The sequence below is a fragment of the Streptomyces sp. NPDC028331 genome (assembly GCF_055565775.1).
In genome coordinates this window covers 1-21,590 of sequence record NZ_JBVHTR010000019.1, presented here as the reverse complement: position 1 = coordinate 21,590, position 21,590 = coordinate 1, and the positions used below count along the sequence as shown (strand labels likewise).

Annotated in this window: 21 protein-coding genes and 1 tRNA gene; 17 read left to right on the top strand and 5 right to left on the bottom strand. The window is 71.8% G+C overall.

The window, feature by feature from the left end; all coding sequences use genetic code 11:
* The first annotated feature begins 101 nt into the window (after positions 1 to 101).
* Complete coding sequence (locus ACZ4SW_RS25745; RefSeq protein ID WP_468250319.1) at positions 102 to 431, top strand: hypothetical protein; 330 nt, start codon at positions 102 to 104, stop codon at positions 429 to 431.
* 104 nt (positions 432 to 535) lie between these two features.
* Here the strand turns inward: ACZ4SW_RS25745 and ACZ4SW_RS25740 are convergent, their stop codons facing one another.
* Both ACZ4SW_RS25740 and ACZ4SW_RS25735 read right to left on the bottom strand, forming a co-directional pair.
* Positions 536 to 1,123, bottom strand: a complete 588-nt coding sequence (locus ACZ4SW_RS25740) for an isochorismatase family protein (RefSeq protein ID WP_468250315.1) — start codon at positions 1,121 to 1,123, stop codon at positions 536 to 538.
* A 253-nt stretch (positions 1,124 to 1,376) separates the two neighbouring features.
* Positions 1,377 to 2,705, bottom strand: a complete 1,329-nt coding sequence (locus ACZ4SW_RS25735) for a nicotinate phosphoribosyltransferase (protein ID WP_468250314.1) — start codon at positions 2,703 to 2,705, stop codon at positions 1,377 to 1,379.
* Positions 2,706 to 2,856: 151 nt separating this feature from the next.
* Between ACZ4SW_RS25735 and clpS the strand changes: the two genes are divergently transcribed.
* From clpS to ACZ4SW_RS25690, 9 genes are all read left to right on the top strand, one after another.
* Positions 2,857 to 3,174 carry an ATP-dependent Clp protease adapter ClpS gene (gene clpS, locus ACZ4SW_RS25730; RefSeq protein ID WP_388994098.1) on the top strand — a complete coding sequence of 106 codons (318 nt, stop codon included), beginning with the start codon at positions 2,857 to 2,859 and terminating at the stop codon, positions 3,172 to 3,174.
* A gap of 12 nt (positions 3,175 to 3,186) precedes the next feature.
* Positions 3,187 to 3,792: a DUF2017 domain-containing protein gene (locus tag ACZ4SW_RS25725; protein WP_468250309.1), complete on the top strand. Its 606-nt coding sequence runs from the start codon at positions 3,187 to 3,189 to the stop codon at positions 3,790 to 3,792.
* 365 nt (positions 3,793 to 4,157) lie between these two features.
* Positions 4,158 to 5,582, top strand: a complete 1,425-nt coding sequence (locus ACZ4SW_RS25720; protein ID WP_468250306.1) for an amino acid permease — start codon at positions 4,158 to 4,160, stop codon at positions 5,580 to 5,582.
* A 98-nt stretch (positions 5,583 to 5,680) separates the two neighbouring features.
* On the top strand, positions 5,681 to 6,103 hold the full coding sequence (locus ACZ4SW_RS25715; RefSeq protein WP_468250303.1) for a M67 family metallopeptidase: 423 nt from the start codon (positions 5,681 to 5,683) through the stop codon (positions 6,101 to 6,103).
* Between the two features lie 121 nt (positions 6,104 to 6,224).
* A complete protein-coding gene (locus ACZ4SW_RS25710; RefSeq protein ID WP_468250300.1) occupies positions 6,225 to 6,320 on the top strand; it encodes a putative leader peptide in 96 nt (31 codons plus the stop codon).
* Positions 6,321 to 6,439: 119 nt separating this feature from the next.
* A complete protein-coding gene (locus ACZ4SW_RS25705) occupies positions 6,440 to 6,718 on the top strand; it encodes a MoaD/ThiS family protein (RefSeq protein WP_468250297.1) in 279 nt (92 codons plus the stop codon).
* A 5-nt stretch (positions 6,719 to 6,723) separates the two neighbouring features.
* Complete coding sequence (locus ACZ4SW_RS25700) at positions 6,724 to 7,674, top strand: PLP-dependent cysteine synthase family protein (protein ID WP_468250295.1); 951 nt, start codon at positions 6,724 to 6,726, stop codon at positions 7,672 to 7,674.
* A gap of 348 nt (positions 7,675 to 8,022) precedes the next feature.
* A complete protein-coding gene (locus ACZ4SW_RS25695) occupies positions 8,023 to 10,095 on the top strand; it encodes a putative Ig domain-containing protein (RefSeq protein ID WP_468250292.1) in 2,073 nt (690 codons plus the stop codon).
* Between the two features lie 130 nt (positions 10,096 to 10,225).
* Positions 10,226 to 10,765, top strand: coding sequence for a hypothetical protein (locus tag ACZ4SW_RS25690; RefSeq protein ID WP_468250289.1), 540 nt, complete (start codon positions 10,226 to 10,228; stop codon positions 10,763 to 10,765).
* 55 nt (positions 10,766 to 10,820) lie between these two features.
* Here the strand turns inward: ACZ4SW_RS25690 and ACZ4SW_RS25685 are convergent, their stop codons facing one another.
* Positions 10,821 to 11,261: a type II toxin-antitoxin system PemK/MazF family toxin gene (locus ACZ4SW_RS25685; RefSeq protein WP_468250286.1), complete on the bottom strand. Its 441-nt coding sequence runs from the start codon at positions 11,259 to 11,261 to the stop codon at positions 10,821 to 10,823.
* 237 nt (positions 11,262 to 11,498) lie between these two features.
* Between ACZ4SW_RS25685 and ACZ4SW_RS25680 the strand changes: the two genes are divergently transcribed.
* The 3 genes from ACZ4SW_RS25680 (at position 11,499) to ACZ4SW_RS25670 (ending at position 17,284) form a co-directional block, all read left to right on the top strand.
* The gene (locus ACZ4SW_RS25680) at positions 11,499 to 12,251 is read left to right on the top strand and encodes an MBL fold metallo-hydrolase (RefSeq protein WP_468250283.1); all 753 of its coding nucleotides are present in this window, start codon (positions 11,499 to 11,501) and stop codon (positions 12,249 to 12,251) included.
* Between the two features lie 280 nt (positions 12,252 to 12,531).
* Positions 12,532 to 16,581, top strand: a complete 4,050-nt coding sequence (locus tag ACZ4SW_RS25675) for a Pls/PosA family non-ribosomal peptide synthetase (protein WP_468250279.1) — start codon at positions 12,532 to 12,534, stop codon at positions 16,579 to 16,581.
* Positions 16,582 to 16,588: 7 nt separating this feature from the next.
* A complete protein-coding gene (locus tag ACZ4SW_RS25670) occupies positions 16,589 to 17,284 on the top strand; it encodes a BPL-N domain-containing protein (protein WP_468250275.1) in 696 nt (231 codons plus the stop codon).
* Positions 17,285 to 17,413: 129 nt separating this feature from the next.
* Here the strand turns inward: ACZ4SW_RS25670 and ACZ4SW_RS25665 are convergent, their stop codons facing one another.
* Positions 17,414 to 18,667 (bottom strand): PTS transporter subunit EIIC, encoded by a 1,254-nt coding sequence (locus ACZ4SW_RS25665; protein WP_468250272.1) that lies wholly within the window; start codon positions 18,665 to 18,667, stop codon positions 17,414 to 17,416.
* Positions 18,668 to 18,954: 287 nt separating this feature from the next.
* Here ACZ4SW_RS25665 and ACZ4SW_RS25660 point away from each other — a divergent pair, with 287 nt between their 5' ends.
* From ACZ4SW_RS25660 to rdgB, 4 genes are all read left to right on the top strand, one after another.
* Entirely contained in the window at positions 18,955 to 19,188 is a 234-nt protein-coding gene (locus tag ACZ4SW_RS25660; RefSeq protein WP_043440579.1) for a PTS sugar transporter subunit IIB, read from the top strand.
* 98 nt (positions 19,189 to 19,286) lie between these two features.
* Positions 19,287 to 20,018: a ribonuclease PH gene (gene rph / locus ACZ4SW_RS25655; protein WP_468250269.1), complete on the top strand. Its 732-nt coding sequence runs from the start codon at positions 19,287 to 19,289 to the stop codon at positions 20,016 to 20,018.
* Positions 20,019 to 20,110: 92 nt separating this feature from the next.
* On the top strand, positions 20,111 to 20,512 hold the full coding sequence (locus tag ACZ4SW_RS25650; RefSeq protein ID WP_468250266.1) for a hypothetical protein: 402 nt from the start codon (positions 20,111 to 20,113) through the stop codon (positions 20,510 to 20,512).
* Between the two features lie 49 nt (positions 20,513 to 20,561).
* Positions 20,562 to 21,164, top strand: coding sequence for an RdgB/HAM1 family non-canonical purine NTP pyrophosphatase (rdgB, locus tag ACZ4SW_RS25645; RefSeq protein WP_468250263.1), 603 nt, complete (start codon positions 20,562 to 20,564; stop codon positions 21,162 to 21,164).
* A 62-nt stretch (positions 21,165 to 21,226) separates the two neighbouring features.
* On the opposite strand, the gene ACZ4SW_RS25640 is transcribed toward rdgB, so the two are convergent.
* Positions 21,227 to 21,311 (bottom strand) — tRNA-Leu (locus ACZ4SW_RS25640).
* Positions 21,312 to 21,590: the final 279 nt, after the last annotated feature.

The following is a 21,590-nucleotide window of genomic DNA, read 5'->3' as shown; positions in this document are numbered from 1 at the left end:
CGCGGATCGGCGGCAGCCCCTTGGCGGGCGGCCGCCGATCGTGTTTAGGTGCGTGCTGTGGCTCTCTTATTGACACCAGGTCTCACGGGGGTATGACGCACATGGCCGCAGGAGGTTTCTGCAAGCTGCCGAACGGCAGTGTGGTGGTGGCACTGAACCTGCCCAGCCCCGGTTCGGGCGCCGGTTCGGTCCGCGTCCTGGTCCACGCCCACAACCGGGCCCGCGCCCTGACGCGGCTGCGCAACCTGGGCCTGCGCGCGGTCTACCTGCGCGGCAACGCGGCTCCGCCGTCCCCGGACGAGGTCACGGCGGTCCTCCACCACCCCGACGGCCTGATATGGCGCACGGCCCCGGACAACGCGGCCCAGGACCTGTCGGTCGAGCTGTGGCACCCGATCAGGTCCCTGCTCAGACGGACGGCCCAGCCATGAGCCGCTGACGCCCACCGGGGCCCAGGAGACCCCCGGCCCGTACCGGCGCCCAGGACACCCCCGGCCCGCACCGGGGCCCAAGACAGCCCCGGCCCGTACCGGGGCTAGGACACCACCGGCTTGCCGGACAGCTCCACGCCCGCCTCCCGGAGCTCCTCCAGGGCGCGCTCCGTGGTCTCCTCGGCGACCCCGGCGGTCAGGTCCAGCAGCACCTGCGTGCGGAAGCCCTGGCGCACCGCGTCCAGCGCGGTGGCGCGTACGCAGTGGTCCGTGGCGATCCCCACCACGTCCACCTCGTCGACCTCGCGCTCCCGCAGCCAGTCCCCGAGCGCGACCCCGTTCTCGTCGACGCCCTCGAAGCCGCTGTACGCCGCCGAGTACGCCCCCTTGTCGAACACGGCGTCGACCGCGCCGGAGGCGACCGCCGGGGCGAAGTTCGGGTGGAAGCCCACGCCCTCCGTGCCCGCCACGCAGTGCGCGGGCCAGGAGTGGACGTAGTCGGGGTTGTCGGCGAAGTGGCCCCCGGGGGCGATGTGGTGGTCCCGGGTGGCCACCACATGCCGGTACCCGGCGGGCGCCTGCCCGATCAGCTCGGTGATCGCGGCGGCCACATCGGCGCCCCCGGCCACCCCGAGGCTGCCACCCTCACAGAAGTCGTTCTGCACGTCTACGACGATCAAGGCGCGGCGCATGGTCGGTGTCCTTCGGCTTGGCAGCGGTTCGGGTGGGGAGGGTGCGGGCCCGGCCGTCCGTGGAACTACATGACCTACCGAGCCTAGAGACTTCGGGGACCGGGCGGGAGGGGGCATCGGGCGGTCGGCCGGGTGCGCGGGGTGCGTGGCCGTTGCATTCCCGCCCACCGTCCGTTCATGCGCCCTGCGGGACCAGCCGAAACCGGCCCCGCCTCACCTCCATGGTCCTCCCGGGCGCGTCAACGAGGACGCGTCAGACGTACTCGGTCGGGATCACCGGCTCCCCGCGGGAGAGCTGCGTCGCGGACATCGGCAGGTTGGCGCGCGCGGCCGCGTGCCGGTCGCGGACGACGTCCAGCGGCTCCCGGGCGACCACCTCGCCGCCCTTGACGAGCTGCACGAGAAGCTGCCGGTCGGCCAGCTCGTCCGGCACCGGCCCGGTGCCGATCACCTCCGCCTCGGCGACCCCGTGCTCGTCCAGCCGCCGCGCCGCCCACTTGCGACCGCCGACGGACGTCTTGCCGCCGGTCGACTTCTTCGCCACCGGCACCAGTGGCGCCCTGGTGTCCGCCGACTCGGCGCGGGCGACCAGCTTGTAGACCATCGAGCAGGTCGGGTGCCCGGAGCCCGTCACGAGCTGGGTGCCCACGCCGTACGCGTCCACAGGCGCGGCCGCCAGTGAGGCGATGGCGTACTCGTCCAGGTCCGAGGTCACGATGATCTTCGTGTGGGAGGCGCCCAGCGCGTCGAGCTGCTGCCGCACCCGGTGTGCGACCAGCAGCAGGTCCCCGGAGTCGATGCGCACGGCACCCAGCTCCGGCCCGGCGACCTCGACGGCCACGCGGACGGCCTCCGTGACGTCGTAGGTGTCCACGAGCAGTGTGGTGCCCCGGCCAAGGGACTCCACCTGGGCCCGGAAGGCGTCCCGCTCGCTGTCGTGCAGCAGCGTGAAGGCGTGCGCGGCCGTCCCGACCGTCGGAATGCCGTACCGGAAGCCGGCCGCCAGGTCGGAGGTGGTGGCGAAGCCGCCGACGTACGCGGCGCGCGAGGCGGCCACGGCGGCCAGTTCGTGGGTGCGCCGGGCGCCCATCTCGATCAGCGGCCGGTCCCCGGCGGCGGAGGCCATGCGGGAGGCGGCGGCCGCGACGGCCGAGTCGTGGTTGAGGATCGACAGGATCACGGTCTCGAGGAGCACGCACTCGGCGAAGGAGCCCTCGACCCGCATGATCGGCGAGCCGGGGAAGTAGACCTCCCCCTCGGGATAGCCCCAGATGTCGCCGCTGAAGCGGTAGCCGGCGAGCCAGTCCAGCGTCTCCTCGTCGACGACCCGGCGCTCGCGCAGGAAGCCGAGGACGCCCGCGTCGAAGCGGAAGTTCTCGACCGCGTCCAGGACGCGCCCGGTGCCGGCCACCACGCCGTAGCGGCGGCCCCCGGGCAGCCGTCGGCTGAAGACCTCGAAGACGGAGCGCCGCTCGGCCGTGCCCGCCTTCAGGGCGGCCTGCACCATCGTCAGCTCGTAGTGGTCGGTGAAGAGCGCCGTGGACGGAACGTCCACCGGCAGCCCAAGGTCCGCTACGCCCACCAAACCTCTCCTCACACCTGACTCTTCGGATCCACCCGTCGGTGTTTCCAGTGCCTGCGACGGCCGATCGTACTCCTCATCTCGTCAGTTTGACGATTTGCGGGCCGGGCGGGGGTGTCCGTTTGTGCGACCACCCCCCTCGGGTGGCAGCATGGGGCTTGTGACGTCACCCGCTCCCGTAGAGATCGAACGAACACAGCCGGCGGAGGAAGAGTTCGCCGTACCCGAGCCCGACGTCCCCTGGGTCACGATCGTCCACAACGACCCGGTCAACCTCATGAGCTACGTGACGTACGTCTTCCAGACGTACTTCGGCTATTCCAAGGACAAGGCCACCAAGCTCATGCTCGACGTCCACCACAAGGGCCGGGCGGTCGTCTCCAGCGGTACCCGCGAGGAGATGGAACGCGACGTGCAGGCGATGCACGGCTACGGCTTGTGGGCCACCCTCCAGCAGGACCGGAAGTAGCGATCCCCTTTCATGTCAGGACACTTCGAACCGCTCCCCGGCGGCGGTGCGGCCGTCGCCCTCGACGACGTCGAGATCTCCATCATCCGGTCGCTGGCCGTGCAGCTACTGGAACTCATCGGGCCGGGTCCCGCCGAGAACGCCCCCGAGGACCCGCTCGCCGAGCTGTTCGCCGAGGGCCCGAGCGAGCCGCCCGCCGACCCGGTGCTGCGCCGGCTCTTCCCGGACGCCTACGGCGAACCGGGCGCCGAGCCCGTCTCGCCCGGCCGGGCCGAGGAGCTGCGCGCGTACTCCGCCGAGTTCCGCCGCTTCACCGAGAACGACCTGCGTGCCGGAAAACGCGAGAACGCCCTGGCGGTGATCCGCACCCTGGACTCGCTGACCTCGGCGAGCCGGGAGGGCGGGGTGCTCAAGCTGTCGCGCGAGGAGTGCGAGCGGTGGCTCGGCGCCCTGAACGACCTGCGCCTTGCGATCGGATCCCGGCTCGAGGTCACCGACGAGGACGACACCGACGAGCTGTACCGGCTGCCGGACGAGGACCCGCGCAAGCCGATGGTGATGGCGTACCTGTGGCTCGGCGGCCTCCAGGAGACCCTCGTCACCACCCTCATGCCGTGACATGCGCGGACCTTGTGTCCTGATCTGTGCGGGTTTCGTGTTCGCTCAGCGGACGCTCAAATCCGGATAACGATCCCGTCACCGTTGCGGCCTGCTATGAGCCCTTCGGGTGTGTTTTGTCCGCTTCTCTGTGTGCGGTGCGCCACATGACGCCCGGTGATCAGTGGTGCCGGCGTGATAAATCTTCACGACCGCCCGGCGAACACCACCCCTGTTGCGCCGGGTGCGCCACCGAGCCGACGACCGTCGGCCAGGCATGAGCGGACTCGGGAAGCCCGGGCCGCTCACTCCATCAATCCGGGGGGATCGAGACGATCCGAGGCCGACGAGAGGCCCGGTTCGGCATGGAGAAAGGCGCACCACACATGACCTCAGCGCAGGTCGAGAACGAGAACACCCCTGAGGAGGGGTACGAGCGCGGGCTCGGCAGCCGTCAGGTCCAGATGATCGCGATCGGCGGCGCCATCGGCGTCGGCCTGTTCCTGGGCGCGGGGGCGAACATCGCCAAGGCCGGGCCCAGCCTGATCCTCATGTACGCCCTGGCCGGCGTGATCATCTTCTTCATCATGCGGGCGCTCGGCGAACTGCTTCTGTACCGCCCGGTCTCGGGTTCCTTCGCGGAGTACTCCCGTGAGTTCCTCGGCCCGTTCTTCGGCTACTTCACCGGCTGGACGTACTGGCTGATGTGGGTCGTGACCGGCATGGCCGAGCTGACGGCCGCCGCGATCTACGTCCACTACTGGTTCCCGTCGATCCCGCAGTGGGTGACGGCGCTGGTCTTCCTGGTGGTCCTGTTCGTGGCCAACCTGATCTCGGTGAAGCTGTTCGGCGAGATCGAGTTCTGGTTCTCGATGGTCAAGGTCACCGCACTGGTCGGCATGATCGTCATCGGTCTCGGCGTGCTGACCTTCGGCTTCAGCGCGGCCGGTGACACCGCCGCGGTCTCCAACCTGTGGCAGTTCGACGGCTTCTTCCCCAAGGGCATCGGCTCGTCCCTGATGACCCTGCAGGGCGTCATGTTCGCCTACCTCGCCGTCGAGCTGGTCGGCGTCACCGCCGGCGAGTCCGAGGACCCGGAGAAGACCCTCCCCAAGGCGATCAACACCCTGCCCTGGCGCATCGCCCTGTTCTACGTCGGCGCCCTCACCGTGATCCTGTGCGTGGTGAAGTGGACCGAGTTCGCGGCGGGCGTCAGCCCCTTCGTGAAGGCGTTCGCCGAAATCGGCATCCCGGCCGGCGCCGGCATCGTCAACTTCGTGGTGCTCACCGCGGCCCTGTCGTCGTGCAACTCCGGCATGTACTCCACCGGCCGCATGCTGCGCACCCTCGCGGACAACGGCGAGGCCCCGAAGGCGTTCAGCAGGCTGTCGGCGTCCAAGACCCCGGCCCTGGGCATCACGGTCTCGGTCGCCTTCATGGGCATCGGCGTGGTCCTCAACTACGTCGTCCCGGAGAAGGCGTTCGGCTACGTCACCTCGGTGGCCACCGCGGCCGGCATCTGGACCTGGCTGATGATCCTGGTCAGCCACGTGCTCTACCGCCGGGCGGTGGACGCGGGCCGGCTGCCCGCCTCCTCCTTCCCGGCGCCGGGCGGCGCGGTGTGCAGCTGGATCGCCATCGCCTTCCTGCTCTTCGTCACGTGCCTGATCGCCTACGACGCCGACTCCCGCGTCTGCCTGTACGTGATGGCCGTGTGGGCGGCCGCCCTGGCCATCGGCTGGGCGGTGCTGAAGGTCCGCAACCCGCAGGTCACCCAGCGCCGCGAGGAGGAGCTGGAGAAGGTCGGCTGAGTCTCCCGTGAGCCCTCCGGCTCACGCGTGGCTCACCATGTGGGCCGGTCCGTACCACCCCTCGGTACGGGCCGGTCCTTCTGCTTATGCTGGCCGTCATGCTGACCATCACCCAGGCCCTCGTCGACCAGATCGTCGCGCACGCGCGCCAGGACCACCCCGACGAGGCGTGCGGCGTCGTCGCCGGCCCGGCCGGCTCGGACCGCCCCGAGCGCTTCGTCCCGATGCTGAACGCGGCCCGCTCGCCGACGTTCTACGAGTTCGACTCCGGCGACCTGCTCAAGCTGTACCGCGACCTGGACGACCGCGACGAGGACCCGGTGGTGATCTACCACTCCCACACCGCGACCGAGGCCTACCCGTCCCGCACGGACATCTCCTACGCCAACGAGCCCGGCGCCCACTACGTCCTGGTCTCCACCGCCGACACCGACGGCGCGGGCCCGTTCCAGTTCCGCTCGTTCCGGATCGTGGAGGGCGAGGTCACGGAGGAAGAAGTCAAGATCGTGGAGTCGTACTGATCCGGCGGTCAGCCCGTAACGGTCCCGGCGGCCGCTCTCCCGTCTCGCGCCTCGGATGAAATCTGTCCGAACAGCGAGATCACACTCCGGGGGCGGGGCCGGGAATCGTTACGATGAGCGCATGGTTCTGAACGACGTGAGCGACAAGACGCCGGGCATGCTGCTCGTGGCGCGGCTGCACGTCGACCTGTGCAGGCTCGCCAGCGCCATCTGTTGACGCTGTCCCTGCCGCCGTACGGCCGTGAGCCGCGGCGCCCGACCCGCGTGCCGCCACGCACGCTCCCGCGCCGCCGCGCGCTCTCCGACCCGCCATCCTCCCGACAGGAGCCCGCAACCATGGCCATCGAGGTCCGCATCCCGACCATCCTCCGCCAGTACACCGACGGTCAGAAGGCGGTGGAAGGCACCGGGGAGACCCTCGCCGACCTGTTCGCCGACCTCGAGACCCGCCACGCGGGCATCCAGGCCCGCATCGTGGACGGCGGCGAGCTGCGCCGCTTCGTGAACGTCTACCTGAACGACGAGGACGTGCGCTTCCTCGACGGCATCAACACCAAGGTCGCCGACGGCGACAACGTGACGATCCTGCCGGCCGTCGCCGGTGGTATGGCCTGATCACGATGCGCTACGACTCCCCGCTGGCCGCGGTGGGCAACACCCCCCTGGTGTGCCTGCCGCGGCTGTCGCCGTCCCCCGACGTCCGGATCTGGGCCAAGCTGGAGGACCGCAACCCGACCGGCTCGATCAAGGACCGCCCCGCGCTGCACATGATCGAGCAGGCGGAGAAGGACGGCCGGCTCACCCCCGGCTGCACGATCCTCGAGCCGACCTCGGGCAACACCGGCATCTCCCTGGCCATGGCGGCCAAGCTCAAGGGCTACCGCATGGTGTGCGTGATGCCCGAGAACACCTCGCAGGAGCGCCGGGAGCTGCTCGGAATGTGGGGCGCCGAGATCATCTCCAGCCCGGCCGCGGGCGGCTCCAACACCGCCGTGCGCGTCGCGAAGGAACTGGCGGCCGAGCACCCGGACTGGGTGATGCTCTACCAGTACGGCAACCCGGACAACGCGGGCGCCCACTACGCGACCACCGGTCCCGAGATCCTCGCCGACCTGCCCTCCATCACGCACTTCGTGGCCGGACTGGGCACCACCGGCACCCTGATGGGCGTGGGCCGCTATCTGCGCGAGCACAGGCCGGGCGTGCAGATCGTCGCCGCCGAACCACGCTACGACGACCTCGTGTACGGCCTGCGGAACCTCGACGAGGGCTTCGTGCCGGAGCTGTACGACGCCTCCGTCCTCACCAGCCGCTTCTCCGTCGGCTCGGCGGACGCGGTGACCCGTACCCGTGAACTCCTCCAGCAGGAGGGCATCTTCGCGGGCGTCTCCACCGGCGCCGCGCTGCATGCCGCGATCGGGGTCGGCAAGAAGGCGGTCAAGGCGGGCGAGAGCGCCGACATCGTCTTCGTCGTGGCCGACGGCGGCTGGAAGTACCTGTCGACCGGCGTCTACACGGCGGCCACGACGGAAGAGGCCATCGAGACCCTCCAGGGCCAGCTCTGGGCCTGAGCCTCCAGGGGCCGGCTCCGGGCCCGAGCCCGGGGCACATCCCGCCATCAACGCCCCAACCCCCTCCTATGAGGGGGCTAAGCGTTGCCTACGGCGGGGCAAAGATCTTCGTCCGGGGGAGCCTTCGGCTGCCGGACGGAGCTACGGTCTGCCCGTCCTGTCATGTCACGCTCATCGGCATCTCAGGGTGTTCGGAAGTGTCATGCCCATGACTCGCGTCCCACCGCCGCTACGCGCGTCACGGTCTGTCACTCGGCTCGTGAATCCCCACTTCCGGCTGTGGTTCCGCGTCCGGGTCCCACCCAGGCCCGCGCGGTGCCGGCCTCGACCGATGGAGGCAACACCCCCATGCGTGAGTCACGCCCGAACAAGCGGCGCCGGAGTCTGCGAAGACTCCTGATCGCCGCCGTCCCGGCCCTCACCCTCACCGTCGCCGGGCTTCTGGCGGCCCCGTCCGCGGGTGCGCAGACCGCGCCCGCCGCCACCGCGCACACCACCCGCGCGGCCCAGAACACCAAGGCCCTCACCGACCCCCAGCGGCAGACCGTCCACCCGACCGGCAAGGCCGGCCAGAAGGTGCCGACCCAGCACCTGTGCGCCACCGCGAAGCCCGGCCAGGCGTCCTGCTTCGCCCAGCGCCGCACCGACATCAGGCAGCGCCTGGCCTCGGCGGTCGCGGCCGCCGCGCCCTCCGGCCTCAGCCCGGCCAACCTGCACAGCGCCTACAACCTGCCCTCGACCGGCGGCTCCGGCCTGACCGTCGCCGTGGTCGACGCCTACAACGACCCGAACGCCGAGTCGGACCTGGCCACGTACCGCTCGACGTACGGCCTGTCGGCGTGCACCAAGGCCAACGGCTGCTTCAAGCAGGTCAGCCAGACCGGTTCGACCACCTCGCTGCCCACGAACGACTCCGGGTGGGCCGGTGAGGAGGCGCTCGACATCGACATGGTCAGCGCCGTCTGCCCCAACTGCAACATCATCCTGGTCGAGGCCAACTCCGCCAACGACACCGACCTCGGCATCGCCGAGAACGAGGCCGTCTCGCTGGGCGCCAAGTTCGTCTCCAACAGCTGGGGCGGCTCCGAGTCCTCCTCCCAGACCAGCGAGGACACCTCGTACTTCAAGCACCCGGGCGTCGCGATCACCGTCTCGGCGGGCGACTCCGGCTACGGCGCCGAGTACCCGGCGACCTCCCAGTACGTCACCGCCGTCGGCGGCACCGCGCTGAGCACGTCGTCCAACTCCCGCGGCTGGACCGAGTCCGTCTGGAACACCAGCTCCACCGAGGGCACCGGCTCCGGCTGCTCCGCCTACGACCCCAAGCCGAGCTGGCAGACCGACACCGGCTGCTCCAAGCGCATGGAGGCCGACGTCTCCGCGGTCGCCGACCCGGCCACCGGCGTCGCGGTCTACGACACCTACGGCGGCTCCGGCTGGGCCGTCTACGGCGGTACCAGCGCCTCCGCCCCGATCATCGCCGGCGTCTACGCTCTCGCGGGCACCCCGGGCTCCACCGACTACCCGGCGAAGTACCCCTACTCCCACACGAGCAACCTGTACGACGTCACCAGCGGCAGCAACGGCTCCTGCTCGACCTCGTACTTCTGCACCGCGCGCACCGGCTACGACGGCCCGACCGGCTGGGGCACCCCCAACGGCACCACCGCCTTCACCGCGGGTGGCGGCACCGGCGGCAACACGGTGACCGTCACCAACCCCGGCAGCCAGTCCACGACCACCGGCAGCTCGGTCAGCCTGCAGATATCGGCCAGTGACAGCGGGGGCGCGGCCCTCACCTACAGCGCCTCCGGCCTGCCGGCCGGCCTGTCGATCAACAGCTCCACCGGCCTGATCTCCGGTACGGCGTCCACCGCGGGCACCTACCAGGTGACGGTCACCGCGACCGACTCCACGGGCGCCTCCGGCTCGACCTCCTTCACCTGGACCGTCGGCTCCTCCGGCGGCGGCTGCACCTCGGCGCAGCTCCTCGGCAACCCGGGCTTCGAGTCGGGCAACACCGTCTGGACCGCCTCCAGCGGCGTCATCACCAACGACAGCGGTGAGGCGGCGCACAGCGGCTCCTACAAGGCATGGCTCGACGGGTACGGCTCCTCGCACACCGACACGCTGTCCCAGTCGGTGACCATCCCCGCCGGCTGCAAGGCCACGCTCACCTTCTACCTGCACATCGACACCGCCGAGTCCGGCAGCACCGCGTACGACAAGCTGACCGTGACCGCCGGTTCCACCACCCTGGCGACGTACTCGAACGTCAACGCCGCCTCCGGGTACGCGCAGAAGACCTTCGACCTGTCCTCGTTCGCGGGCAAGTCGGTCACCCTGAAGTTCAGCGGAGTGGAGGACTCCTCGCTCCAGACCAGCTTCGTCGTCGACGACACCGCCCTGACGACGAGCTGACGCACCCGTGCGGAAAGGGCCCCGGCCGGGCGTGTGGGCCGGGGCCCGTTTGCGGGCGCGTGGGGATCCTGATGCGCTGGAGAAACGTCACATCGGCACACCCGGGCACGAGCAACGAGAGGCGGCCCCCATGCGCCGTACGACCGATCAGCGGACCACTGTCCTCGCCGTCGCGGCAGCGGCGCTCCTCCTCGCGGGCTGCGGCACGCACAGCGGCGCAGGAGCGCCCGGGAGCGGCTCGGTGACGCCGTCGGCGTCGGCCTCCGGGTCGGCCTCGGGACCGGCGTCCCCGTCGGCCTCCCCCTCGGCCCCCTCCTCCGGCGCGCCGTCCCCCACGGCCACCGCCACCGGGTGCACCCCCCAGGTCCAGCTCACCGCCGCCGACACCGGCCGCACCGTGTGCCTGACCACCGGCGGACAGATCCGTCTCACCCTGGACGGCACCAAGGACCGCCCCTGGACGCCCGTCGCCGCCACCGGCTCCGCGCTCAAGGCCGCCAACGCCGGTCTCGTCATCCAGCCGGGCGACGCGGTGGCCGCCTTCGACGCCGTCGCGCCCGGCACCGCACAGCTCAGCGCCACCCGACCGCTGTGCGCCAAGCGCCCCGGCCAGACGTCCTGCCTGGGCATCCAGCGCTGGACCGTCACGGTCACGGTGACCAGGCCCTGAAAAGCAGCCACCGAAGCCGCCATGGGAGCCGCCGTGAAAGCCGCCCCGGACCGGCTCACCCCGCCAGGTACCGCACCTGGTCCCACAGAGCGGGGTCCACCACCCCCACCCGGCGCCGGAAGTCCCACAGCGGCACGTCCCGCAGCTCGTCCGTCTCCAGGAAACCGGGCCGCCCCTCGGCGTCGCCGACCGCGCCCGGCGGGAGCGGGATCACACCCGTCCGCCCGTCGTGGTACCGGCTGGTGATGCGCGCGACGGTCGCACTGTCCCCGCGTACCGTCAGCACGAGGCACGGCCGCTCCTTGCCGCCGGGCCGGTCCCCGTAGGGCACGCTCGCCCACCAGATCTCGGCCGGCCGCGGATGCACCCGGGCACGCCCCGGCGGACGCGCGGCCGCGGCACGGTGACGCCGCCCGCGCCCCCATCCGTCCACCAGCGTCGCGACCAGCGCGAGCAGCACCACCGCCGCCAGCGCGAGCCACCACGACGTGTCCATACGGATGACGGTACCGGCGCGTCCGCATGACTGCGCGCTCTTCGCAACTCCGTGCGCCGCGTGATGCGCCCCGCGCGCCGTTGTTCCAGCCGAACCGGTGACACCACAGGTGAGTTCCCCCACAACGGCCCCTGGCGGAGGAGCGACCCGCCCTTTTGCGCCTTACGCTCGACGGACCGCACGACCCCCGTCACCGTCCCTGCCTTCCGCACGTCCTGCCACGGAGGTTCCAGCTCTATGAAGCTCACCGTCGTCGGCTGCTCGGGGTCGTTTCCGTCCGCGGAATCGGCCTGCTCGAGCTACCTCGTCGAGGCCGACGGCTTCCGGCTGCTGCTCGACATGGGCAATGGCGCCCTGGGCGAGTTGCAGCGCCACTGCGGTCTCTACGACCTTGACGCGATCTTCCTCAGCCATCTGCACGCCGACCACTGCATCGACATGCTCGCGTACTTCGTCGCGCGCTACTACCGCCACGACGGCGGCCGCTGCGACCCCATCCCGGTCTACGGCCCGGAGGGCACCGAGCAGCGCCTGACCACCGCCTACGGCGACACGCCGTCCGCCTCCTCGATGAGCGAGGTCTTCGACTTCCACACGGTCAAGCCGGGCACGTTCGAGATCGGTCCCTTCACCGTCCACACCGAACGCGTGCGCCACCCGGTGGAGGCGTACGGCATCCGGATCGAACACGGCGACAAGTCGCTCACCTACTCGGGCGACACCGGCGTGAGCGAGGCCCTGGACGAACTCGCGCACGACACCGACCTGTTCCTGTGCGAGGCCGCGTTCACCCACGGCAAGGAGGACATTCCCAACCTCCACCTCAACGGCCGCGAGGCGGGCGAGACCGCCACCCGCGCCGGGGCCCGCCGCCTCGTCCTCACCCACATCCCGCCGTGGACGGACCCCCAGGTCAACCTCACCGACGCCCGCGCGGTCTACGCGGGCCCGGTGGAACTCGCGGCGCCCCGGGCGACGTACGAGATCTAGCGTCCTCCCGGGACCTCGAACGGCAGGACCTCGCAGGGCAGAAGCTCGCAGGGCAGAACCTCGCACGACGCGCCGATGACCCCGACGACGCGCCGAGGACTTCGAACAACGCGCAAGGACCGCCGCCTCCCAGGAAGCGGCGGTCTTTGCGTGTCATGCCCCCGGGCGCCTTCTCAGCGCCTTCTCAGAGCCCTCTCAGCGTCCTCTCAGCAACGTCCGCACAGGCTGGAGGAGTCACCGGGGACGAGCGAGAACCCCACGAGCCGGAAGGAGAGCCCCGATGGCCTCCGACGCCTGCGCCCGACATGCCGTCAGGACCAGAGGCCACACCGGACCGAGGACCGCGGATTCCCCCGGCCGGCTGCACCACTTCTTCGAATCCGCCTGTGACCACAGCCCGTCGGCCGTGGCACTGCACTGCGCGGGGCAGCGCCTGACGTACGCCGGCCTCGACGCGCGCGCCAACCAGGTCGCCCACCACCTGCGACGTCTGGGCATCGGCCCGGGAGCGCGCGTGGCGCTCATGGTGCCGCGCTCGGTGGAGATGTACGCGTGCCTGCTCGGCGTCTGCAAGGCCGGGGCGGCGTTCGTGCCGGTCGCCCCGGACGCACCGCCGGACCGGGCCGCCTTCGTCCTGGGCGACGCCGGCGCCGCCGCCCTGCTCACCACCTCCGCCCTCAGGCCGCCCGGGACACCGCGGCCGTGCCGCGTCATCGAGACCGACACCTGCGCCCGCGACCTGGCCGCCGAGCCCACCGTCCGCCCGGCCGCCGCCCGGCCGGACGAGGACGATCCCGTCGCCTACGTCATCTACACCTCGGGATCCAGCGGAAGACCCAAGGGCGTGGAGATCGCCCAGTCCAGCATCTGCAACTTCCTCCGCGTCGTGACCCCCGTCTACGGCGTGCGCCGCGACGACCGGGTGTACCAGGGCATGACCCTCTCGTTCGACTTCTCCATCGAGGAGATCTGGCCGACGTGGACGGCGGGCGCCACACTCGTCGCCGGACCCACCGGCCCCGGACGGCTCGGCGACGAACTCGCCGACTTCCTCCGCGAGCACGCCGTCACCGTGCTCTACTGCGTGCCGACGCTGCTGGCCACCCTCCCGCGGGACCTGCCGCGGATCCGCGCCGTCCTGGTGGGCGGCGAGGCCTGCCCGGCACCGCTCGTCGAGCGGTGGAGCCGGCCCGGCCGCCGCATCCTCAACACCTACGGCCCCACCGAGGCCACCGTCACCGCGACCTGGACGGAACTGCTCCCTGGCCGTCCCGTCACCATCGGGCGGCCCCTGCCGACGTACTCGGTGGTGCTGCTCGACGAACGCCGCCGGCCCGTGCCCCGCGGCGCGACCGGTGAGATCTGCCTGGGCGGCCCCGGCCTGGCCCGCGGCTACGTGGGCCGGCCCGACCTGACCGCCGACCGTTTCATCCGGCACCCGCTGGCACCCCGCGGCGGCCGCCTCTACCGCACCGGGGACCTCGGCCGGATGACCGACGACGGGGACATCGAGTACCTGGGCCGGGCCGACGCCGAGGTCAAGATCCGCGGCTACCGGGTCGCCCTCGACGAGATCGACAACGTACTGCTGGAGGACCCCGCCGTCGCCGCGGCGGTCACCGCGCTCGTCCCCCTGCCCGGCACCGGCGGCGAGAGCCGCGCACCGGACGGGCAGAGCCCGAACGGCGAGGTCCTCGCCGCCTACGTCGTCCGCGCCGACGGCACGCCCGAACCGGACGCCGCCCGCGCCGACGACGCCCTCGCCCGCCGCCTCCACGAGCGCCTGCGCCGCACCCTGCCCGCCTACATGGTGCCCTCGTTCCTGGACGTCCTCGACCGGCTGCCCGCCCTGCCCAGCGGCAAGGCCGACCGCACCCGGCTGCCCGCCCCGACCGGCAGACGGCTCGCGGGCACGGGCCCGGTGGTGCCCGCCCGCGACGCCTGGGAGACCCGCGTCCGCGACGCCTGGTCCCAGGCCCTCGGCATCCCACCGGACCACCTCTCCGCCGAAGCCGACTTCTTCACCGACCTCGGCGGCCACTCCCTGCTCGCCGCCCGGGCCGTCTCCCTGCTGCGGGGCCGGGACGGCGAACCCGGCCCCACCCTGCGCGACCTCTACGAACACCCGACCGTCCGCACGCTGGCGGCCCGCCTGCGCACCGCGGCGGCCACCCCCGCCGCCACCGAACCGCCCCGCCCGGCACCGATCCGCCACGGCCGCGCCCGGATCGCGCTCGCCGGGCTCGCCCAGGCCACGGCGATCTACACCCTGCTGCTCCTGTTCACCCTGCCCCTGGCCGTCACGTTCGCCGCCCGGCACGGCCAGATCTCCGACCGGGCCATGGCCGGGCCGGCGATCGCCGTGGCGGCCGGCTACACCGCCCTGCGCTGGCTCCTGCCCCCCGCCCTCGCCCGCCCCCTCGCCGCGGGCATCACCCCCGGCCGGCACCCGCTGTGGGGCGCGACCTACCTGCGCCTGTGGGCACTGGACCTGCTCCTGGCCGTCAGCCCGCTCCGGGTACTCAGCGGCTCGCCCCTCATGGCCCCCTACCTGCGGCTCCTCGGCGCCCGCATCGGGGCCCGCGCCACCATCGCCACCAGCATGATCGCCCTGCCGGCCCTGCTGCGCATCGGCAGCGACACCGCCATCGGCTACGGCGCCTGCCTGCGCCCCTGGCAGGTCGCCGACGGCTGGGTCACCGTCGCCCCGATCACCGTCGGCGAGCGGGCCTACGTCGGCGCGGGCGCGGTCCTCGAACCCGGCGCCCGCATGGGCCACCGCTCGGCACTCGGCGAGCAGTCCCTCCTCGGCCAGGGCGACCCGGTCCCCGCCGGGGCGCGCCGAGCCGGATCACCGGCGCGCCCGGTCGACGCCCTCGGCCCGGCCGTGGAGACCATGCTCGCCGGGCCCGGCCGCACCGACCGCTGGCGGCCACGCCACCTCGCCGCCGCGCTGCTCGCCCTGCTCTGCCTGGAAGCGGTCCCGTTCGCGGTGATCGTGCCGGGCATGGCCCTGGTTCGGTACGCCTGGCTGCACTGGGGCCCGGGGGCCGGGCTGGCCGCCTCCGCGCTGTCCGGACCGCTGCTGGTGGGCACGGTGTGCACGCTGGTCGCCGTCGGCAAACGCCTGGTCCTGCCCCGGGTGCCCACCGGCGTCCACCCGGCCCGCTCCTTCCTCGGCGTGCGCAAGTGGGTCGCGGACAAGCTGCTGGAGTACAGCCTCGCCTTCACCAACCCGCTCTACGCCACCCTCTACACCGCGCCGTGGCTGCGGCTGCTCGGCGCCCGCGTCGGCCGGGGCGCCGAGGTGTCCACCGCCGCGTACATCGACCCCGACCTGCTGACGCTGAAGGACGGCAGCTTCGTCGCGGACATGGCGAGCGTGGGGGCCGCCGCCTTCGCCGCGGACCGGGTGGCGTTCGGGCCCACCGAGGTCGGCGGCCGTGCGTTCGTCGGCAACGCGGCGCTCGTACCGGCCGGCACGGAACTGGGAGCGGAGTCCCTGGTGGGCGTGGCCACCGTCCCGCCGCCGGACGGCGTCCCCGAGGGCACCACCTGGCTGGGCTCGCCCGCGCTGCGGCTGCCGGTGCGGCAGAGCAGCGGCGACTACCCCGAGGAGCTCACCTACCGGCCGTCCCGCAGGGCCGTGCTCGGGCGCCTGGGCATCGAGTTCCTCCGCGCCACCCTGCCCGCCTCCCTGCTGGCGTCCGGCGCCTGCCTGTTCCTGCTGGCCCTGACCGCCCTCACCCGCCGCGCGGACGGCACGCCGACGGCGGTGCTCGTCGCACCGCCGGCGGCGATGGGCGCGATGGGCACCGTCATCGGCTGCTGCGTGCTGATCAAGCTCGTCGTCGTCGGGCGGTACCGGCCGCGCGTGGAACCGCTGTGGAGCCTGTTCGTCCGGCGCACCGAGTTCGTCACCGGCCTGTTCGAGGCCGCCGCGGTCCCGGCCGGCGTGGGTACGCTGGCGGGGACGCCCTTCCTGCCGCCGGTGCTCCGCCTGTTCGGCGCCCGCATCGGCCGGCGCACCTGGATCGGCACCACCTTCCTCACCGAGTTCGACCTGGTGGAGGTGGGCGACGACGCCGCGATCGGCAGATTCGTCTCGCTGCAGACCCACCTGTTCGAAGACCGGGTCATGAAGATGTCGAAGGTGACCGTCCGTTCCGGCGCCTGCGTCGGCACCCGCGCGATCGTGCTGTACGACGCGGTGGTGGGCGAGGGCGTCCGGCTCGGGGCACTGTCCCTGGTCATGAAGGGGGAGCACCTGACGCCGGGGACGAGCTGGCGGGGGCTCCCCGCCGAGGGGGCCGGGCACACGGGGCGGTGAGGAAGGCATGGCACACGCCGAGGAGCCGGGGGCGGGGCGGCGCCCGCTCGCGCTCGTCTACCGGGGGCCGGCCACGCTCCCCGGGTGCCCGGAGGCGGTGGCGGACCTGCTCGCCGCCGGCCCCTGGAACCTGGACGTCCGCTTCACCGGTCCGCGCGAGGCGCTGCCGCTGACGGCCGAGTCGCTGGCCCGGGCCCTCGTGTACGCGCAGCCCGGCGGCGGCACGCTCTCCCGCGCCTACCGCAAGCTGCGGCGGCAGCGCGACGCGATCCGCGACTTCGTCCGGGACGGCGGGCGGTACCTGGGCTTCTGCCTGGGCGGCTATCTGGCCGGGGCCACCCCCGGGTTCGGACTGCTGCCCGGGGACACCGACCAGTACATCCGCTCCGCGGGGCGCACGGTCCACGACGAGAGCGACACCCTGGTCGGGGTGGTGTGGCGGGGCCGGCCCCGGACTGTGTTCTTCCAGGACGGCCCGTACTTCGTCCTCGACGAACGCGCGGGGCCCGCGGACACCCGGGTCCTGGCCACCTACACCAACGGCCTGCCCGCCGCCCTGGTGACCCGCTTCGGCTCCGGCCGCGTGGCGGTCACGGGCCCGCACCCGGAGGCCACCGCCGACTGGTACACCGACAACGGCCTTCCGGTCCACGACACCCGGGACCTGGCGGCCGACCTGGTGGCGACGGCTCTGGAACGCTGACCTCGCCGTACGCGCATCGCGTCCGCGGACGCGGGAAGGCCCCGGAACCTCGACGGTTCCGGGGCCTTCCGGGGCCGGGCCCGCGCCCGGCGCTCAGCCGGCCGGGCGACGTCCGCCTGCGGCGGAGCCTCAGGCCTTCGTCAGGTCCTCGACCTCCTCCTCGGGCTCGCGGCCCGGGGTGGGAAGGTTGAACTTGATGATCGCGAAGCGGAAGACGAAGTAGTAGATCGCCGCGAACACCAGACCGATCGGGATGATCAGCCAGGGCTTGGTGGCGAGGTTCCAGTTCAGCAGGTAGTCGATGGCACCGGCCGAGAAGGTGAAGCCCGCGTGGACGCCGAGCGCCCAGGTGATCGCCATGGACAGCGCGGTGAGGACCGCGTGGATCCCGTACAGCACCGGGGCGATGAACATGAACGAGAACTCGATCGGCTCGGTGACACCGGTGACGAAGGAGGTCAGGGCGACCGAGACCATCAGACCCATGACGGCCTTGCGGCGCTCGGGGCGGGCGGTGTGCGCGATGGCGAGCGCGGCGGCCGGCAGACCGAACATCATGATCGGGAAGAAGCCCGACATGAACTGTCCGGCGGTCGGGTCACCGGCGAAGAAGCGGTTCAGGTCGCCGTGCACGATGACGCCCGCGGAGTTCTTGTAGTCGCCGATCTGGAACCAGGAGACGGCGTTCACGAACTGGTGCATGCCGACCGGGATCAGCGCGCGGTTGATCAGACCGAAGAGACCCGCGCCCACGGCGCCGAGGCCGGTGATCCACTTGCCGACGTCGGAGATGCCGTCACCGATCGGCTTCCAGACCAGCCCGAAGAAGACACCGAAGAGCGTGCCGACGAACGCCATGATGATCGGGACGAGTCGGCGGCCGTTGAAGAAGCCGAGCCAGTCCACCAGCTTGGTGCGGTGGAACCGCTGCCACAGCACGGCGGACAGCAGGCCCAGCAGGATGCCGCCGAGGACGCCCGGGTTGTTGTACGTCGCCTCGACTATCTTGCCGTTCTCGATGTGCTGCTCGGTCAGCGGGAACGCCTTGAGGACGTTGCTGTAGACGAGGTAGCCGACCAGGGCCGCGAGCGCCGTCGAGCCGTCCGACTTCTTGGCGAAACCGATCGCGACGCCGACGCAGAACAGCAGGGGCAGGTTGTCGAAGACGGCGCCGCCCGCGGTCGCGAAGACGGACGCGACCTTGTGCCAGCCGAGTCCGTCGTCACCGAACACGTCGGGCTGCCCGAGGCGCAGCAGGATGCCCGCCGCCGGAAGCACGGCGATCGGGAGCTGCAGGCTGCGGCCGACCTTCTGCAGGCCCTGGAACAGGCCGGAACCCCGCTTCTTCGCGGGGGCCGCCGTTGTCGCGGTGGCGGTGCTCATACTTCCTCCATGTGCCGGGGCTGCCGGGGGAGCGGGAAGGGGGAGGTCGAACGGGGTGAACAGCCCCGTGTGGTCTACACCACTGGGTGGTGTAGACCTGTTGTAGCACGGTGAAGGCGGGATAAGGAACCCATGAATTCTGTTGCCTTGGACAGACGGGGAGCAAATGCCGCACTCGTGATAAAGGCCACGTAGACGGGCGCGGGGCCCCGCCAGGTACTTTGCGGCCCCTCCCAGGGTGGTGTAGACCAGTTTCGACACAGCGGTTCGGCTCAGGGAGTAAGGACATGGCCAGCAAGGCTGAGAAGATCGTCGCCGGGCTCGGCGGCATCGACAACATCGACGAGATCGAGGGCTGCATCACCCGCCTCCGCACCGAGGTCCACGACGCCTCGCTGGTCGACGAGGCCGCCCTGAAGGCCGCCGGCGCCCACGGCGTCGTCAAGATGGGCACCGCCATCCAGGTCGTCATCGGCACCGACGCCGACCCGATCGCCGCGGAGATCGAAGACATGATGTGAGCCTCGCGCTCACACACGTTCGAACACCCTTCGAGCACCAGGGGCCTCTCCCCACCACGGGAGCGGCCCCTCGCGCCATTGCGGATAGGCTCGGCGCCATGTCTCGAATCGACGGCCGCACCCCCGAACAGCTCCGCCCGGTCACCATCGAGCGCGGCTGGAGCAAGCACGCCGAGGGCTCCGTCCTCGTCTCCTTCGGCGACACGAAGGTCCTCTGCACCGCCTCCCTCACCGAGGGCGTGCCGCGCTGGCGCAAGGGCAGCGGAGAGGGCTGGGTCACCGCGGAGTACGCCATGCTGCCCCGCTCCACCAACACCCGCGGTGACCGCGAGTCGGTCAAGGGCAGGATCGGCGGCCGTACGCACGAGATCAGCCGCCTCATCGGCCGCTCCCTGCGCGCCGTCGTCGACACCAAGTCGCTCGGCGAGAACACCGTCGTCCTCGACTGCGACGTCCTCCAGGCCGACGGCGGCACCCGCACCGCCGCGATCACCGGCGCGTACGTGGCGCTCGCCGACGCCGTCGCCTGGGCGCAGCGCAGGAAGCTGGTCAAGGCCACCCGGCAGCCGCTGACCGGCACCGTCTCCGCCGTCTCCGTGGGCATCGTGGCCGGCGTGCCGCTCCTCGACCTCTGCTACGAGGAGGACGTCCGCGCCGAGACCGACATGAACGTCGTCTGCACCGGCGACGGCCGCTTCGTCGAGGTCCAGGGCACGGCGGAGGCGGCACCCTTCGACCGCCAGGAGCTGAACGCCCTGCTCGACCTCGCCGTCGTGGGCTGCGAACAGCTCACGGCGATCCAGCGGGCGGCGCTGGAGGCAACCGCGTAGCGCGGAACGGCGTTTTCAGGAGTGACCCGGGTGGGGCGCACGGACGACGCCGCGCGCCCCACCGTGACCGCCCACGGAGAGGGAACCGCTCCATGGCCGCGCGCCCCCGCCGACGCACCGCCACCGCCGCCTTCGCGGCCATCGCCGTCCTCGCCGCCGTCGGCGCGAGCGCGGGCTGTGACGCCGTGAACAAGGCCATCGACTGCGTCCAGACCGCCGACGCGATAGCCGACGGCGTCACCGACCTCCAGCAGGCCGTCGAGAACGCGGCGAACGACCCGACGCAGGCGGACGACGCCCTGGACTCCATCGAGAAGAACCTCGACAAGATCGGCGACAGGACGTCCGACGTGGACGTCAACAAGGCGGTCGACGGCGTGCGCAAGGCGGTCACGAACGTCCGCAACGCGATCAGGAACGGCGACAAGACCCCCGACGTGGGCCCGGTGACGAACGCGGCGGGCGAACTGACGAAGGTCTGCACGTCGTCATAGCCCGGCAGGCGGGCGCCGCGGCCACGGGCCGCCCACGGATACTGGTCCCATGACCCGCCTGATCCTCGCCACGCGCAACGCCGGAAAGATCACCGAACTCAGGGCGATCCTCGCCGAGGCCGGACTCCCGCACGACCTGGTCGGCGCGGACGCCTACCCCGACATCCCCGACGTCAGGGAAACAGGCGTGACGTTCGCCGAGAACGCCCTGCTCAAGGCCCACGCACTGGCCCGCGCCACGGGCCTGCCCGCGGTGGCGGACGACTCCGGCCTGTGCGTCGACGTCCTGGGCGGCGCGCCCGGCATCTTCTCCGCGCGCTGGGCAGGCCGGCACGGCGACGACAAGGCGAACCTCCACCTGCTGCTCGCCCAGCTCGCCGACATCGACGACCCCCACCGCGCCGCCCACTTCGCCTGCGCGGCGGCCCTGGCCCTCCCCGACGGCACCGAGCGCGTCGTCGAGGGCCGGCTCCGCGGCACCCTGCGCCACGAGCCCGCGGGCACGAACGGCTTCGGCTACGACCCGATCCTCCAGCCGGAGGGCGAGAACCGCACCTGCGCGGAACTGACCCCCGAGGAGAAGAACGCGATCAGCCACCGCGGCAAGGCGTTCCGTGCACTGGTGCCGGTGGTCCGGGAACTGCTGGGCTGACGGCGGCTGCACGAAAGGCCCGGTCCCTTGCCGGACCGGGCCTTTCGCATGCCGTGTCTGCGTGCGGTCGGTGGGACTCGAACCCACACGGGATTTCTCCCACGGGCACCTAAAACCCGCGCGTATCGCCTATTTCGCCACGACCGCTCCAAAGCGGACATTCCAACTTCCCATGCCGCTTGGTGTCGTTCAGTGTACGGGGGAGCCGCGATGGTCCGTGTGGCGCCCGCCGTTCCGGCGGCACCATGTCGCCGTCAGCGCATGGCAGTTCGGGTGCGGGCCCGTCGACCCGTCGACCGGGCGCGGTGAGGCCGAAGGGCCGGCGACAGGTGGCGGTTTCTAGGGATCGTTGCAACACGTGGTCGTGTTGATCAGGCCGCGAGCAGTTTATGCAGGCGCTCGGCTGGGGTTGCCCAGCCGAGCGTT